11 protein-coding genes are annotated in these 14,434 nt (G+C 59.8%); 7 read left to right on the top strand and 4 right to left on the bottom strand.

Going from position 1 to position 14,434, the window contains the following annotated elements:
* Positions 1 to 194: 194 nt before the first annotated feature.
* Both IF199_RS09570 and IF199_RS09565 read right to left on the bottom strand, forming a co-directional pair.
* A complete protein-coding gene (locus IF199_RS09570) occupies positions 195 to 932 on the bottom strand; it encodes a thioesterase II family protein (RefSeq protein WP_096822467.1) in 738 nt (245 codons plus the stop codon).
* A gap of 104 nt (positions 933 to 1,036) precedes the next feature.
* On the bottom strand, positions 1,037 to 2,209 hold the full coding sequence (locus IF199_RS09565) for an MFS transporter (protein ID WP_102621948.1): 1,173 nt from the start codon (positions 2,207 to 2,209) through the stop codon (positions 1,037 to 1,039).
* A 207-nt stretch (positions 2,210 to 2,416) separates the two neighbouring features.
* Here IF199_RS09565 and IF199_RS09560 point away from each other — a divergent pair, with 207 nt between their 5' ends.
* From IF199_RS09560 to IF199_RS09545, 4 genes are all read left to right on the top strand, one after another.
* On the top strand, positions 2,417 to 4,243 hold the full coding sequence (locus IF199_RS09560; protein WP_192560199.1) for a glycoside hydrolase family 15 protein: 1,827 nt from the start codon (positions 2,417 to 2,419) through the stop codon (positions 4,241 to 4,243).
* Between the two features lie 166 nt (positions 4,244 to 4,409).
* A complete protein-coding gene (locus tag IF199_RS09555) occupies positions 4,410 to 7,388 on the top strand; it encodes an amino acid adenylation domain-containing protein (protein WP_192560198.1) in 2,979 nt (992 codons plus the stop codon).
* Between the two features lie 443 nt (positions 7,389 to 7,831).
* Positions 7,832 to 8,221: a hypothetical protein gene (locus tag IF199_RS09550; RefSeq protein ID WP_192560197.1), complete on the top strand. Its 390-nt coding sequence runs from the start codon at positions 7,832 to 7,834 to the stop codon at positions 8,219 to 8,221.
* A gap of 10 nt (positions 8,222 to 8,231) precedes the next feature.
* Entirely contained in the window at positions 8,232 to 9,131 is a 900-nt protein-coding gene (locus tag IF199_RS09545; protein WP_192560196.1) for an alpha/beta fold hydrolase, read from the top strand.
* On the opposite strand, the gene IF199_RS09540 is transcribed toward IF199_RS09545, so the two are convergent.
* Entirely contained in the window at positions 9,100 to 10,083 is a 984-nt protein-coding gene (locus tag IF199_RS09540) for a GlxA family transcriptional regulator (RefSeq protein WP_192560195.1), read from the bottom strand. The genes IF199_RS09545 and IF199_RS09540 overlap by 32 nt on opposite strands.
* A gap of 88 nt (positions 10,084 to 10,171) precedes the next feature.
* On the opposite strand from IF199_RS09540, the gene inhA reads away from it, so the two are divergent.
* From inhA to IF199_RS09525, 3 genes are all read left to right on the top strand, one after another.
* Entirely contained in the window at positions 10,172 to 10,858 is a 687-nt protein-coding gene (gene inhA, locus IF199_RS09535) for an isonitrile hydratase (protein WP_192560194.1), read from the top strand.
* A 133-nt stretch (positions 10,859 to 10,991) separates the two neighbouring features.
* Entirely contained in the window at positions 10,992 to 11,783 is a 792-nt protein-coding gene (locus tag IF199_RS09530; protein WP_192560193.1) for a CPBP family intramembrane glutamic endopeptidase, read from the top strand.
* 102 nt (positions 11,784 to 11,885) lie between these two features.
* Positions 11,886 to 13,451 carry a methyl-accepting chemotaxis protein gene (locus IF199_RS09525; RefSeq protein WP_096822476.1) on the top strand — a complete coding sequence of 522 codons (1,566 nt, stop codon included), beginning with the start codon at positions 11,886 to 11,888 and terminating at the stop codon, positions 13,449 to 13,451.
* 560 nt (positions 13,452 to 14,011) lie between these two features.
* On the opposite strand, the gene IF199_RS09520 is transcribed toward IF199_RS09525, so the two are convergent.
* Positions 14,012 to 14,371, bottom strand: a complete 360-nt coding sequence (locus IF199_RS09520; RefSeq protein WP_192560192.1) for a DUF6124 family protein — start codon at positions 14,369 to 14,371, stop codon at positions 14,012 to 14,014.
* Between the last annotated feature and the right edge of the window lie 63 nt (positions 14,372 to 14,434).

Here is a 14,434-nt window from a genome sequence, read left to right as displayed (position 1 = left end):
TTCTTGGTATCCGAATCAGTAGGCTGGCAGCACAAAGGCACGTCGTCCCTATAAAACGAATGCAAAGCGGAAAAATTAGCGATTGAGAAGAACTATCAGAAGGGAGGTGAAGCGGGGATTTGCGGGCGATAAAAAACCCTGCGGGAGCAAGCCTGCTCGCCCCTCACAGGGTTCCGGACAGCAATGAATTCGGGTTAAACGGCGGCCATCAAGCCGTGCCGACGATGATGCACATCGAGTTGATCCTTGATCACCCGCAGCACCTTGGCTTCGTGTTCATGAATGAAGAAGTGCCCGCCGGCCAGCATGTCCACCGAGAAGCTGCCACGGGTTTCCTTGCTCCAGCCGATCAACTGCTCCGTAGTCGCTTTGTCGGCCTTGCCGCCCAGCACATGCACCGGGCAGTTGAGCAGCGGCCGCTGCAACGGCTGGAATTTGCCGCAGAGCAGGAAATCGGCGCGCAGGATCGGCAGCGTCAGGCTCATCAGCTCCTGATTGGCCAGCACTTCCTCGCTGGTGCCGTTGAGCGTGCGCAGTTGATCGATCAGTTCCGCATCCGTCTTCGGCTCGGCAAAGCCGCGGTCGTAGTCGGCGCGCAACGTCGGCGCCGCAGTGCCCGAGGCGAACAGCGCCACCGGTTCCGGGCAACCCAATGCGCGCAAGGCGTGAGCGATTTCGCAGGCCAGCAAGGCACCCAGGCTATGGCCGAACAGTGCGTAAGGGGCCTTGAGTGTCGGGCGCAGTTCCCTGGCCAGTTGCATGGCCAGCGCCCGCATGTCGGTGTGCAGCGGTTCGCCGAACCGGGCGCCACGCCCCGGCAATTCCACCGGTTGCAATTGCAGCCACTGCGGCAGCTTCGGCCGCCAGCGGCTGTAGACCATGGCACTGGCGCCGGAATACGGCAGGCACAGCAGGGTCAACTTGGTCACCACGCATCCCTCGGAAAAATGTCTCTTCAAAGGGTACGGATCACCGGCCGGGCAAATTAGTCGGTGGCGTTAAATTTCCCCACCCGGCTCACGCCCACGGGCACATTTCATTTCAGGTGGCGGAAGCTCTGCACCGCCGAACACAACACCACCGCACCCGCTGCAATCGCCAGCCAGAAGCCGCTGCGAGCACCGAATGCATCCACCAATGCACCGGAACCGGCGGCGCCGATGGCCACGCCGATGCTCAGGCCGGTCACCAACCAGGTCAGGCCTTCGGTGAGTTTGGCCGGCGGCACGATGCGTTCGATCAGCGCCATCGCCACGATCAGGGTTGGCGAGAAGAACAGCCCGGCGATGAACACCGCCACGGACAACCCGAAAATATTGGTCGCCAGCAGCAACGGCAGCGTGGTCACCGCCGTCGCCAGGCCGCCATACAGAAACAGGCGCGGCAACGGCAGTTTCGAGCGCATCGCACCAAACGCGATGCCCGCCAGACAGGAACCGATGGCGTACACCGACAACACGATGCTCGCCGCTGCCGGTTGCCCTTGTTGCTGGGCGAACGCAACGCTGACCACATCGACCACGCCGACGATCATGCCCATGGCGACCATCAACAGCAGCAGCCATTGCACGTCGGTCGAACGAATGATCGAGCCTTGATGCTCTGATTCGTGGGGATGCACCGGCGGCTCGGTGCTGCGCTGGGCGACAAACGCCGTCACACCGATCGCCAGCATCAACAGCGCCGCCAGCGGCCCGGCCTCGGGAAACACGCCGACGCACAGCCCCACCGACAGCGGCGGCCCGACGATAAAGCAGACTTCGTCGAGCACCGATTCCAGCGCATACGCCGTCTGCAATTGCGGCTGACCGCGATAGATTTCCGTCCAGCGCGCCCGCACCATCGCCGACATGCTCGGCATGCAACCGGCCAAAGCAGCGCAGATGAACAGCGTCCAGGTCGGCGCCTGCAAACGGGTGCACAGCAGCAACATCAGCAACGCCCCGCCACCGATCAGCGCCGACACCGGCAGAATCCGCCCCTGACCGTAACGGTCCACCAGCCGCGACACCTGCGGTGCGCAGAACGCCGTGGCCAAGGCAAAGGTCGCCGCCACCCCGCCTGCCAGCGCATAGCCGCCGGTCAATTGCGAGAGCATGGTGATCACGCCGATGCCAGTCATGGAAATCGGCATGCGCGCGATCATCCCGGCCATCACAAAGGCCCGGGCGCCGGGGGCGTTGAACAGTTCGCGGTAAGGGTTTGCCATCGGATACAGCCTCATCAGGGGCGGCCAACTTGCCACAAAGCCTGACGGGCGGGAAAGCGAGGAATTGTTGGTGGAATGTGAAGTCCCTGTGGCGTGCAAGGCCAATCGCTGCCGCGCAAAGCTGTCGATCATTTCATGTACGCGGATGAACTCTCGCCGCCGGCCATCAGTCAGCTAGGTAAGCCTTCGCCTCGGAGCCAGACGACCATGGCCGAGCATCACCCTGAACGACAAAGCCCCATCGACGCCCACGGCATCATTGGCGACATGCGCAGTGCGGCGCTGGTCAATGACAAGGGCAGCGTGGATTTCTTCTGCTGGCCGGAGTTCGACAGCCCGTCGATCTTCTGTTCGCTGCTGGATACGCCCGACGCGGGGATTTTCCAGTTGGCCCCGGACCTGCCCGATGCCCGGCGCGAGCAGATTTACCTGCCGGACACCAACGTCCTGCAAACCCGCTGGCTCAGCGATCACGCCGTGGTGGAAATCACCGATCTGCTGCCCATTGGCGACAACGATGAGGCGTTACCGGTTTTGATCCGCCGGGTTCGGGTGGTCAGCGGGCAGGCAACGTTTCACCTGCGCTGCGCCGTTCGACATGACTACGCCCGTGCTGAAACTCGCGCAGTCGTCGATAAAAAGGATGTGCTGTTCAGCGCCAGCGGGCAGCCGACACTGCGGCTGGCCTCGGATCAAACCTTGAGCGTCGATCAGGAAGCAGCAGTCGCGCAATTCACCCTCAAACAAGATCAGACCGCCGCGTTCATGCTCGGCGCCAGCGACGATCCGCGCTTCGCCGAAGGGGCCGCCAAGCTGTGCATCGAGCGCACGCTGAAGTTCTGGCGTGACTGGATCGGTCAGTCCAACTATCGAGGTCGCTGGCGGGAAATGGTCAACCGCTCGGCCCTGGCCCTGAAGCTGCTGACCTCGCGCCAACACGGCGCAATCCTCGCCGCCGCCACGTTCGGCCTGCCAGAAACACCCGGCGGCGAACGCAACTGGGACTATCGCTACACCTGGATCCGCGACGCCTCTTTCACCGTCTACGCCTTCATGCGCCTGGGCTTTGTCGACGAAGCCAACGGCTACATGCGCTGGCTGCGCGGGCGGGTCAGCGATTGCAGCGGCCAGTCGATGAAGTTGAACACCCTCTACGCCATCGACGGCCGCCAGGAACTGCCGGAAACCGAACTCACGCATTTGTCCGGGCATGGCGGCGCGAAACCAGTGCGCATCGGCAATGGCGCGTACGATCAGATTCAACTGGATATCTTCGGCGAACTGATGGACGCCGTTTATCTGGTCAACAAGTACGGCGACGCGATTTCCCACGAAGGCTGGAAACATGTGATGGAAGTGGTCGATCAGGTGTGTGAGACCTGGCAGACCAAAGACGTAGGCATCTGGGAAATGCGCGGTGAGCAACATCACTTTCTGCACTCGCGACTGATGTGCTGGGTGGCGCTGGACCGGGCGATCCGCCTGGCCTCGAAACGTTCGCTGCCGGCACCTTTCGCTCGTTGGGACCAGACCCGTCAGGCGATTCATGCCGACATCTGGGACAACTTCTGGAATGAAGAACACGGGCATTTCGTGCAGTACCAGGGCGGCACCGCACTGGATGGCTCGATGCTGCTGATGCCGCTGGTGCGCTTCGTCAGCGCAAAGGATCCGCGCTGGCTCGCGACGCTTGAAGCCATCGAAAAACACTTGGTGCGCGACGGCATGGTTTACCGCTATCGCAATGACGATACGGGGATCGATGGATTATCGGGCACCGAAGGCGCTTTCGCCGCCTGCTCGTTCTGGTACGTCGAATGCCTGGCCCGCGCTGGACAGGTGGAAAAGGCCCACCTGGAATTCGAGCAACTGCTGCGTTATGCCAATCCGTTGGGACTATATGCGGAGGAATTCGACAACCGTGGACGGCATCTGGGCAACACGCCCCAGGCATTGACCCATCTGGCGTTGATCAGCGCGGCGAGTTTTCTCGATCGCAAGTTGAGTGGGGAGAAGAATTACTGGCAGCCGTGAATGAAGGTTTCCTTATATTCCTCACCCGGCTATCCCCTATGAAAACATGCTCTAGGGAGGAAGAATCGTGATCGCCCACAGGTTTCTAAAATGAGGGCTGCCCCACAATTTTTTGGCTACACAGAACAAAATGCGGTTTGGACGGGGCGCTGACCGGAGCGTCATCATGCAACCTCAAACTGTCCTGGAGCTTTTCAAACAAAACGTTAAACAGTTTCCCCATCACATTGCCATCCGCAGTCCTGAACGACAGGTCACTTACGCTGAACTCGATTGCGAAAGTGACAAAGTCGCCTGTTTTCTGAATCAGAACGCCGTCAAACAGGGCCAACGGGTGCCCATTATCGGGCATCGCTCCATCGAGCTGATCGTCGCTCAGCTTGGGGTCATCAAGTCCACTGCCTGTCATGTACCGATCGATGCGCGTCTACCGGATAACCGCAAGCGCAGCATCATTGATCAATGCGCGGCTGACATCGTACTGGTGACTGACAGCGACGATGCCACGGATTGCGCAGTACCCAAGTGTTCCATCAAGGCAATTATGGAGGCCCCGTCATCCGCTGCCCCTCTATCGCTCATACCCAAGGCCGAGGATGTCGTTTACGTGATTTTCACGTCTGGCACGACGGGCCAGCCCAAAGGGGTCGAGATTGAACACCATTCGTTGCTGAATCTTATCGAATGGCATAACGACCGCTTTGCGATGAGCCGCGATTGCCGTACGACATTAATGGTCGGCGTTGGCTTTGACGTGTCGCAATGGGAGATCTGGGCAGCGCTGTGCGCAGGCGCCAAGCTGTACATCCTGCCGGACGAAATACGCAGCAGCGCTCCTGATTTGTACGATTTCTACTGCGAACACTTGATCACTCATGCCTATGTTCCGACGGTTCTGGTCAGTGAACTGGTCCGGCGTCCCCACACCTCGAATCTGGTTTTGCAGTATCTGTTTACAGCGGGTGAAAAACTGCCGTCCATCGATACTCAACACCTGCACTACAAAGTGGTGGATTACTACGGTCCCACGGAAGTGACGATCTATGCAACGTGTCGGGTTTACGATCAGGCCGGTGATCACGGCGTGTCATCGATAGGGTTTCCCGTCGCTGACACGAGAGTGTTCATTCTGGATGAAACACTCAAGCCGGTTTCGGCGGGAGAGACTGGCGAGCTGTTCATCAGCGGCCCATCCCTGGCGCGCGGTTACCTGTCCAGCCCGGAACTGACCGCGCGGCGCTTCATCACATTGCCGTTCTGCAACCTGCGGGCTTATCGCACCGGCGACCTCGCACGCTTCCTGCCGGACGGCAGCGTTCAGTACCTGGGGCGTAACGACGACCAACTGAAGATTCGCGGCTATCGGATTGAACTGGGCGATGTGGAGGCAGCTCTTTTGCGTCAGCCCGGTGTGAAAACGGCAGTCGTCTGGGTGGACGCGAACGAAGGGCCGGCCGGCAAACGCCTGATTGCGTTCGTGGTGCCCACTGCAGATGCACAGACACGCGATCTGATCAGTGACTTGAAAATCGGCATGAAAAAAGAAGTGCCGGACTACATGTTGCCGGCCCGCTACTTACTGCTGAAAAACATCCCCTGCACCCTCAATGGCAAAACGGACAAACAGGCACTTCAGGCACGCTTCGCCGCCGCATCCAGCGATGCGCCGACAATCGATATCGCCAATGAAACAGAAGCTCGTATCGCCGCCATCTGGCAGAAGTACCTGGGCCAAGCCGACTTCACCACTGGCGACAACTTCTTTGAGATCGGAGGCCATTCATTGATGGCCGCGGCTGTCCTGCGCGACATTTCGGAACAACTTCAGGTCCCTGCGTACATTCGGGACTTCTATGAGTTCTGCTCAGTCAAAGCGTTGGCCACAGAGCTGAGCCGAAGGAAGAGCGCCGATGCTCCAGTACCGCAAAGCGAGCCGGTGCGCACGCTGCAAGACGATATAACCCTGCCGTCGACTTTCGCTCCCCCCGACCGTTTCAGAGAGCAGCAACTGACAGCGCCGAAACACATCATGCTCACTGGGGCAACGGGCTTCATTGGTGCTCACCTGCTTGAAACACTGTTGAGGACTACCGACGCGAAGATTCATTGCCCGGTCAGAGCCGCCAGTCCGGCACTGGCGCGACAACGTGTGACAGCCACACTTGAACGCTACAGGATCCAGCTCGAATCAAATGATGCGGTGCGCATTGTCACCTTCCCAGCCGATCTGTCCGAGCCGAAACTCGGGCTTGGGCAAACGCTGTATGCACGGCTGTACGATCTGATTGACGTCGTTTATCACTCCGCCAGCGCCGTCAATTTCATTCAGCCTTACTCCTACATGAAGAAAGACAATGTGGAGGGACTCAAACAGATCATCGACTTTGCCGCCCACAGCCGACTCAAACCGCTGATTCTGCTGTCAACCATCTCGGTGTACAGCTGGGGTCATCTGCACACGGGTAAAACCACGATGCATGAGCACGACGACATCGATCAGAACCTGCCCGCCGTCGTGTCTGACCTGGGCTATGTGCGCAGCAAGTGGGTCATGGAAAAAATCGCCGACCTGGCCCAGGAAAAAGGCCTGCCACTGATGACCTTCCGCTTGGGTTACGCCACTTGCGACAGCCGCACTGGCGAGTTCGCCGGTTATCAATGGTGGAGCCGCCTGATCCAGACCTGTCTGGCATTCAAAGCCATACCTGCACTGACCAACCTGCGCGAAGGTCTGACGACCGTCGATTACATGTGCGACGCGATCGGCTGTATTTCCCGCAATCCGTTGGCCCTCGGCAAAAAATTCAATCTCATCCCCTCGCCCGAGAAGAATCTGACTCTCGAGGATTTTTTCGCCCGGCTGGAAACCCATTGCAGCCTGAGATTCGACCGTCTGCCGTTCAACGACTGGTTCGATCTCTGGAAAACCAACCCGCAGGCACCGCTTTACCCACTGTCGAGCCTGTTTCGGGACAAGATCGTCGACAACCAGTCCACCGTGGAGCTTTACCAGAACACCTATCTTTGGGGCTGTTCCAACGTCCAGCACTTTCTTGAAGGCAGTGGCATACAGGAACCGGAGTTCGATGCAAAACTGCTGGCTTCCTACCTGAAAAAGATCCAGGAATCGCCTTTCGTGGCGTGATCAACACTGCAATTGTGCGACTGGACATGACCGATTCGCGATGCGACTTCGTCATGTCTGGTCGTTTCCCGTCATCCATTTACCGATCTTCCCAACTGAAATAGCGCCAGATACAGTCAGAAAAATGCTCTTTCTCTTCAACATTTGTAGGAAAAGACTGACTCAACAGGTTTGCTCCCACACTTCAACATCCTGATACCCGCTTCAGTCATCAAACACTGAATCCTGTTGCACCTTGGCCATGCGGGCTATCAGCAGCAATCTGGCTGCGGTCACGTGTGTTTAACAATCGATAAACACTCATCATCACCCCTTCACGCCTCCCCCATCCTTCGCACTTACACCCCGAAATACCTTGTTGCCAGCTGTTACATCCCCCCCTACCATCCACCGCAACGGGCACAGCGGAGCTGTCCAATAAAAACCCGATTCAAGGAACCAGAATGAGCCAACGCATCCACCGCCAGATCGACACCCCACTGCGCACCGGCCTGAAGCGCGACGAACTGTGGGAAGCCGCCGACAAGGGCCTGATCAAATGCTGGGAAATCGGCCGCCAGCGCGCCGCCCGCTTCCCCGACCTCGCACAACGCTGCAGTGCCGATGAATTGCCGGTGCTGGGCTGGAAAGGTGGCGTCAGCCGTAGCCTGAAGAAGAATGAAAAATACGGATCGCTGAAATACCTTGCGCAGTGGCAGGGGTTGCGTGGGGAGGATCTGGATATTGATCTGGGTGCCGAGCGAGTCATGACCTGTTCGCGGACGAAAATGGTGGTGACGTTTACGCCGGATCGCAGCAAGTATTTCAATCAGGTGGCGGAAGCTGAAACTTGAGGAATCTCGGATGACCCAAGCCGTGATGCAACTTTGCAAGACTGAAAGTCTGACCATCGCCTATGAGCATCACGGCCCGGAAAACGGCACGCCGGTCATCCTCCTCCACGGCTTCCCTTACTCTCCCCGCGCCTACGACGAAATAGCCTCGCCCCTAGCTGCCAAGGGCCACCGGGTAATCGTTCCGTACCTGCGTGGTTACGGACCGACCCGTTTCAACAGCCCGGACACGCTGCGCTCCGGCCAGCAAGCGGCGCTGGCGCAGGATCTGCTGGATCTGATGGATGCGCTGGGTATCGAGCAAGCGACGTTGTGCGGTTATGACTGGGGCGGTCGGGCGGCGTGCATCGTTGCGGCGCTGTTTCCCGAACGCGTGCGTGGGTTGGTGACGGGCGATGGCTACAACCTGCAAGACATACCGAACTCGGTCCAGCCGCTGGATCCGCAGAGCGAGCATCGCTACTGGTATCAGTATTACTTCCACACGCCCCGTGGCGTTGAAGGGCTGACGCAGAATCGTCGGGCGCTGTGCGAGTTGCTGTGGCAGTTGTGGTCGCCGACCTGGGCGCGGAACGCCGAGCGTTATCCGCTGAGCGCACCGGCGTTCGACAACCCGGATTTCGTCGAGGTGGTGATTCATTCTTATCGCCATCGCTTCATGTATGCACCGGGCGATCCGGCGCTGGAAGGGATGGAGCAGGCACTGGAAAAACAACCGGCGATCAGCGTTCCGACGATTTCGTTGTGCGGTGCCGATGATGGTGTAGGCCCTGCGCCGGCGGAGGATGAAGATGCCCATCACTTCACCGGGCCTTATGAGCGGCGAGTTCTGGGGGGCGTCGGGCACAACATTCCCGAGGAAGCGCCGGGTGAAACGCTCAAGGCATTGCTGGATCTGTTGCAGCACTAACCGAAAACCGCTCCCGATAAGCCTGCGGCGTCACCCCCATGGCCCGCAGGAAACTGCGGCGTAACGTCTCTTCACTGCCAAATCCACAATTGGCCGCGACCCGTTTGATCGGCAATCCCGTATCGCTCAACAACCGGCGGGCGGTTTCGACGCGGATCAGTTCGATGGCGCGGGCCGGGGTCTGGCCGGTGTCGGCGCGATAGTGGCGCACGAAGCTGCGTTCGCTCATGCCGGCCTGTTCGGCGAGGGTCGGGATGCCCAGATCGCAAGTCAGGTGTTCGGCAATCCACGCGTGCAAATCATCGAAGCGGTTGCCCTGTTTTTGCAGCGACAGCGTCACGCTGAATTGCGACTGCCCGCCCGGGCGCTTGAGGAACACCACCAGTTGCCGGGCGACGTCCAGGGCCATGTCGCGACCGAGGTCGTCTTCGACCATGGCCAGCGCCAGGTCGATGCCGGCGGTGACGCCCGCCGAGGTCCAGACCGGGCCGTCGTTGATGAAGATCGGATTGGGCTCGACCTGCAAGCGCGGGTGTTGCTGCGCCAGTTGTTCGCAACGGGTCCAGTGGGTGACGACCCGGCGACCGTCGAGCCAGCCGCTGGCGGCCAGCAGAAATGCACCGGTACACACCGAAGCCACGCGTCGGCATCCGTTCGCATGTTCACGCACCCAACTCACTAACTCGGCATCTTCAGAGGCCGCATACACGCCCCAGCCTCCGGCGATGATCAGCGTATCGCTGGGCTGCTCCGGCAGCGGTTCAGCCAACATCGCCAACCCGGCCGAAGAGTTCACCGCCCCGCCGCCGCTGGCAATCACCGTTGGCGCGTACGGCGCAGGCAGACCCTGCTGGCGGGCGATGTCGTTGGCCGAGGCGAAGACCTGCAACGGCCCGGTGACATCGAGCAGTTGCACATTGGCGAACGCGAGGACGTGGATGGTTTTCGGCATTTGGCGTAATTCGTGGGCTGATTGGCGTATGCGCCAAAACCTACGCGCCTACAGTGAAGCCGTCCACCCCTTTTCACGGAGATGAATCATGGCGTTGCAGATCGGTTTTCTGTTGTTTCCCCAGGTGCAGCAACTCGACCTGACCGGCCCGTATGACGTGCTGGCCTCGTTGCCGGACGTGCAAGTGCATCTGGTCTGGAAGGATCTGGTGCCGGTCACCGCCAGCACCGGGCTGGTGCTGAAACCGACCACCACCTTCGAGGATTGCCCGGATCTGGATGTGATTTGCGTTCCCGGCGGCGCAGGCGTCGGGCCGTTGATGGAAGATGAGCAGACGCTGTCGTTCATCAAGACGCAAGCTGCGCAGGCGCGGTACGTGACATCGGTGTGTACGGGTTCGCTGGTACTTGGGGCGGCGGGTCTGTTGCAGGGCAAACGGGCGACCACGCACTGGGCTTATCACGATCTGCTGCCGGCACTGGGCGCAATTGCGGTGAAGGATCGGGTGGTGCGTGACGGCAATCTGTTTACCGGGGGCGGCATCACGGCCGGGATCGATTTTGCGTTGACGCTGGCGCAAGAACTGGTCGGCGTCGACACGGCGCAACTGGTGCAGTTGCAGCTGGAATATGCGCCGGCGCCGCCGTTTGATTCGGGCAGCCCGGAGACGGCGCCGAGTGCTGTTGTCGATGAGGCGCGCAAACGTGCGGCGCCTTCGCTGAAACTGCGCACTGAAATCACTGAGCGCGCGGCGGCGAAGCTCAATCTGCGCTGATTCGTGCGCAGCACAGGCCCTGTGAGGACCAACCCACAGGGCCTGCGTCCCGGTTTTCCCCTACACCTTCACTTGTCCCCTCGCCCCCACCCGTGTAGAAAGCCTGTCCACAAATCGTGCACAAGGACTTTCCATGACAGCTCTGCCATGGCTCTATCTCGGGCTTCTCAGCCTTGGTTACGGATTGGCGCTGAGCTTTGGCCAGCTCGGCTGGCTGGCGCTGATCTCCATTGCACTGCTGGTTTTCGCCGGTTACGCCGTGCGCCAGCAAACCGTGCCGGTCGGGCGTTTTCTCGGCCATGGCCTGTTTATCGTGCTGGCCGTGGCGCTGGCCATGCACTGGCTGCCGGGCTTCTACAACGGCCGAGCGATCCCGGCGCAACGCTTCACCGACAACGCCGTGCCGTTCTCGATGTTCGTGAATCTCGACAAACCGCTGATCGGCTTCTGGCTGCTGCTGGTCTGCCCGTGGATCGTCGCGCGGCGGTCGTTGCGCCTGACCGTTTACGCCACCGCACTGGCACTGACGTTGAGCGTGATCCTGGCGCTGGGCGGCGCGGTGTTGCTGGGCATGATCACCTGGGCGCCGAAATGGCCGGATCAGGCGTGGCTGTGGGTGCTGAACAACCTGCTGCTGGTGACGCTGGTCGAAGAAGCGCTGTTTCGCGGCTATATACAGGGCGGCCTCAGCCGGCATTTCAAACACTTGCCCTACGGCGAAAACCTCGCGCTGCTGCTCGCGTCCCTGCTGTTCGGCCTGGTGCATGTGGGCGCCGGCTGGCAATGGGTGTTGCTGGCGAGCCTGGCAGGTGTCGGCTATGGTCTGGCCTACCGTTTTGGCGGGCTCGGCGCGGCGATCATGACGCACTTTGGTCTGAACCTGCTGCACTTCGGCCTGTTCACCTATCCGATGCTCGCGGGTTGAAGCAAGCCCCGTTTTGCGACGCCGTACTTATAAATGAAAAAAAACTTCAACAAATCGCCGACCCCGCCGACAACCTTTCAAAGCCTTGCGGATTGAAAAACCATGCGTAATAACCAGCCCATTACACAACGCGAACGGACTTTCCCGGCTCAGCAACGGTTGATTTCCACAACCGACGCCAAAGGCGTGATCACCTACTGCAACGACGCTTTCGTCGAAATCAGCGGGTTTTCGCGTGAGGAGCTGATCCGTGCGCCGCACAACCTGGTTCGTCACCCCGACGTCCCGGCTGCGGTGTTTTCGCACATGTGGGGCACACTGAAACAAGGCTTGCCATGGATGGGCATTGTCAAGAATCGCTGCAAGACCGGTGATCATTACTGGGTTAACGCCTATGTAACGCCGGTGTTCGATGGCAGTCAGGTGGTCGGTTACGAGTCGGTACGGGTCAAGCCGTCCGCCGAACAGATCCGCCGTGCCGAAGCGCTCTACCAACGCATCAACCAGGGCAAGTCGGCGATTCCTTCGAGCGACAAATGGCTGCCGATCGTGCAGGACTGGCTGCCGTTCATTCTGGTCAGCCAGTTGAGCTTCATGATCGGCGCCACCCTGAACTCGCAGTGGGGCTTCGCCCTCGCCGCCGGTCTGTCGGTGCCGCTGGGTCTGTTGGGCCTGCAATGGCAACAACGCGGGCTCAAGCGCCTGCTGCGTCTGGCCGAGCAGACCACCTCCGACCCGTTGATCGCGCAGATGTACACCGACAGCCGTGGCGCCCAGGCGCGTCTGGAAATGTCGATCCTCAGCCAGGAAGCCCGCCTGAAAACCTGCCTGACCCGTCTGCAGGACACCGCCGAGCACCTGACCGATCAGGCCAAACAGTCCGACAGTCTGGCGCACAACAGCTCCATCGGCCTGGAACGCCAGCGCGTGGAAACCGAACAGGTCGCCACCGCCGTCAACCAGATGGCCGCCACCACGCAAGAAGTGGCGAGCCACGTACAACGCACCGCAGACGCCACCCAGGAAGCCAATCGCCTGACCGGTCGCGGCCGCGACATCGCCGGCGAAACCCGCGAAGCCATCCAGCGCTTGTCGGTCGTTGTCGGTGAAACCGGCCTGACCGTCACTCAACTGGCCAAGGACAGCGACGAAATCGGCGGCGTGGTCGACGTGATCAAAGGCATCGCCGACCAGACCAACCTGCTCGCGCTCAACGCTGCGATTGAAGCAGCGCGTGCCGGCGAGATGGGCCGTGGTTTTGCCGTGGTCGCCGACGAAGTTCGCCAACTGGCGCAACGCACCAGCGAATCCACCGGCCAGATCCACGCCCTGATCGCCAAGCTGCAACAGACTGCATCCAGCGCCGTACAAACCATGGAAGCCGGCCATCGCCAGGCGGAAGAAGGTGTAGCGCGGGTACTGGAAGCGGATCAGGCATTGGTCGGCATCAGCGAAGCAGTGGCCAACATCACCGACATGACCACCCAGATCGCCGCCGCGACCGAAGAGCAAAGTGCGGTGGCTGAAGAAATCAGCCGCAACATCAGCAACATCTCGGAACTGGCGGATCAGACCTCGGAACAGGCGCATAACTCGGCGCTGTTGAGTGAAGAGCTGACGAAGACGGCTAATACGCAGTATTCGTTGGTGGAGCGGTTTAACCGCTGATTGCTGTGGCAATAAAGAAACCCCGGGCAGCGAAAGCTTCCGGGGTTTTTATTGCCTGTCTGAAATGGACGTAGCCAGCACCGCCCTCTTCGTGGGCAAGCCCACTCCCACAGGGTTTCGCATTGGCCACAAAATCTCGCAACACCACCATCATTGTGGGAGCGGGCTTGCCCGCGAAGAGGCCCGGCTTGCTAGCGAAAATCTCATTCGAAAAACGCGGACAATGCCTACAACTGAATCAGACCCAACTGACTGGCACGCGATGAAGCCCGGCTCTACTTTGTCGTTCAAACTTATTCACACGGGTTAGCCAGCATGAATGCATCACCTACGCAGAATCCGATGGGCACGACGGACAAACCTGTGAGAAAGGAAGTCCGGGGTGAACTGACATTCCTTGATGTGCGGCGAGCGGCGCGTGATGGGCAAAAAGCATTCGATAAATTTTTGATCACTGGCAGGCTGCCTCCCGATTATCGGGGAGGATCAATCTCGTAATGTTGAAAGCCCGGAACGTGTAAGCATCCGGGCTTTTAGTTACCTAGCTGTCAGAGCTGGTGTTACTGCGGTAAACGGAGCCTGTCCAGCAACCGATTCACCAGCAGTTCGTTCAACATGATCAGCTGTTGCAGCGCCAGCAGCGGTTTGCGCTCCGGGCCTTTCACCGAGTTGGCGATATTGCCGGCCATGGCGTTGGCTGACGACAGTGATTCACTGGCTTCGACGAGCAGTGTTTCGTCATCGAGCGTGGGATCGACCATGTAGATGGGGCGGGACTTGGGTGGGAAGTATTTCGGGATTTCGGGGCCGAGGTAAAAGTCGAGTGCGCGGTCGGCGGCTTCTTTTGTCTTTTGGGATTCGAGCTCGGGATCGTGAGGGGTTGGATCAGTTTCTGGTGGGTTTGGTGTGGCTTTGAACATAGATAGAACTCCAATTTGAAAAATAGGAGCCATCACCCTCGCTACCAAACGGCGGGTGGCGGC

Origin of the sequence: Pseudomonas allokribbensis, from assembly GCF_014863605.1 — a bacterium.
GTDB lineage: Bacteria > Pseudomonadota > Gammaproteobacteria > Pseudomonadales > Pseudomonadaceae > Aquipseudomonas > Aquipseudomonas allokribbensis.
This window is presented reverse-complemented; position numbering and strand designations above follow the sequence as displayed.

What these genes read in the sequence shown, in the direction of transcription:
- IF199_RS09550 (WP_192560197.1), top strand. Translation starts at nt 7,832, where the DNA reads ATGAGCCAACGCATCCACCGCCAGATCGACACCCCACTGCGCACCGGC.
- IF199_RS09565 (WP_102621948.1), bottom strand. Translation starts at nt 2,209, where the DNA reads ATGGCAAACCCTTACCGCGAACTGTTCAACGCCCCCGGCGCCCGGGCC.
- IF199_RS09525 (WP_096822476.1), top strand. Translation starts at nt 11,886, where the DNA reads ATGCGTAATAACCAGCCCATTACACAACGCGAACGGACTTTCCCGGCT.
- IF199_RS09560 (WP_192560199.1), top strand. Translation starts at nt 2,417, where the DNA reads ATGGCCGAGCATCACCCTGAACGACAAAGCCCCATCGACGCCCACGGC.
- IF199_RS09530 (WP_192560193.1), top strand. Translation starts at nt 10,992, where the DNA reads ATGACAGCTCTGCCATGGCTCTATCTCGGGCTTCTCAGCCTTGGTTAC.
- IF199_RS09555 (WP_192560198.1), top strand. Translation starts at nt 4,410, where the DNA reads ATGCAACCTCAAACTGTCCTGGAGCTTTTCAAACAAAACGTTAAACAG.
- inhA (WP_192560194.1), top strand. Translation starts at nt 10,172, where the DNA reads ATGGCGTTGCAGATCGGTTTTCTGTTGTTTCCCCAGGTGCAGCAACTC.
- IF199_RS09520 (WP_192560192.1), bottom strand. Translation starts at nt 14,371, where the DNA reads ATGTTCAAAGCCACACCAAACCCACCAGAAACTGATCCAACCCCTCAC.
- IF199_RS09540 (WP_192560195.1), bottom strand. Translation starts at nt 10,083, where the DNA reads ATGCCGAAAACCATCCACGTCCTCGCGTTCGCCAATGTGCAACTGCTC.
- IF199_RS09545 (WP_192560196.1), top strand. Translation starts at nt 8,232, where the DNA reads ATGACCCAAGCCGTGATGCAACTTTGCAAGACTGAAAGTCTGACCATC.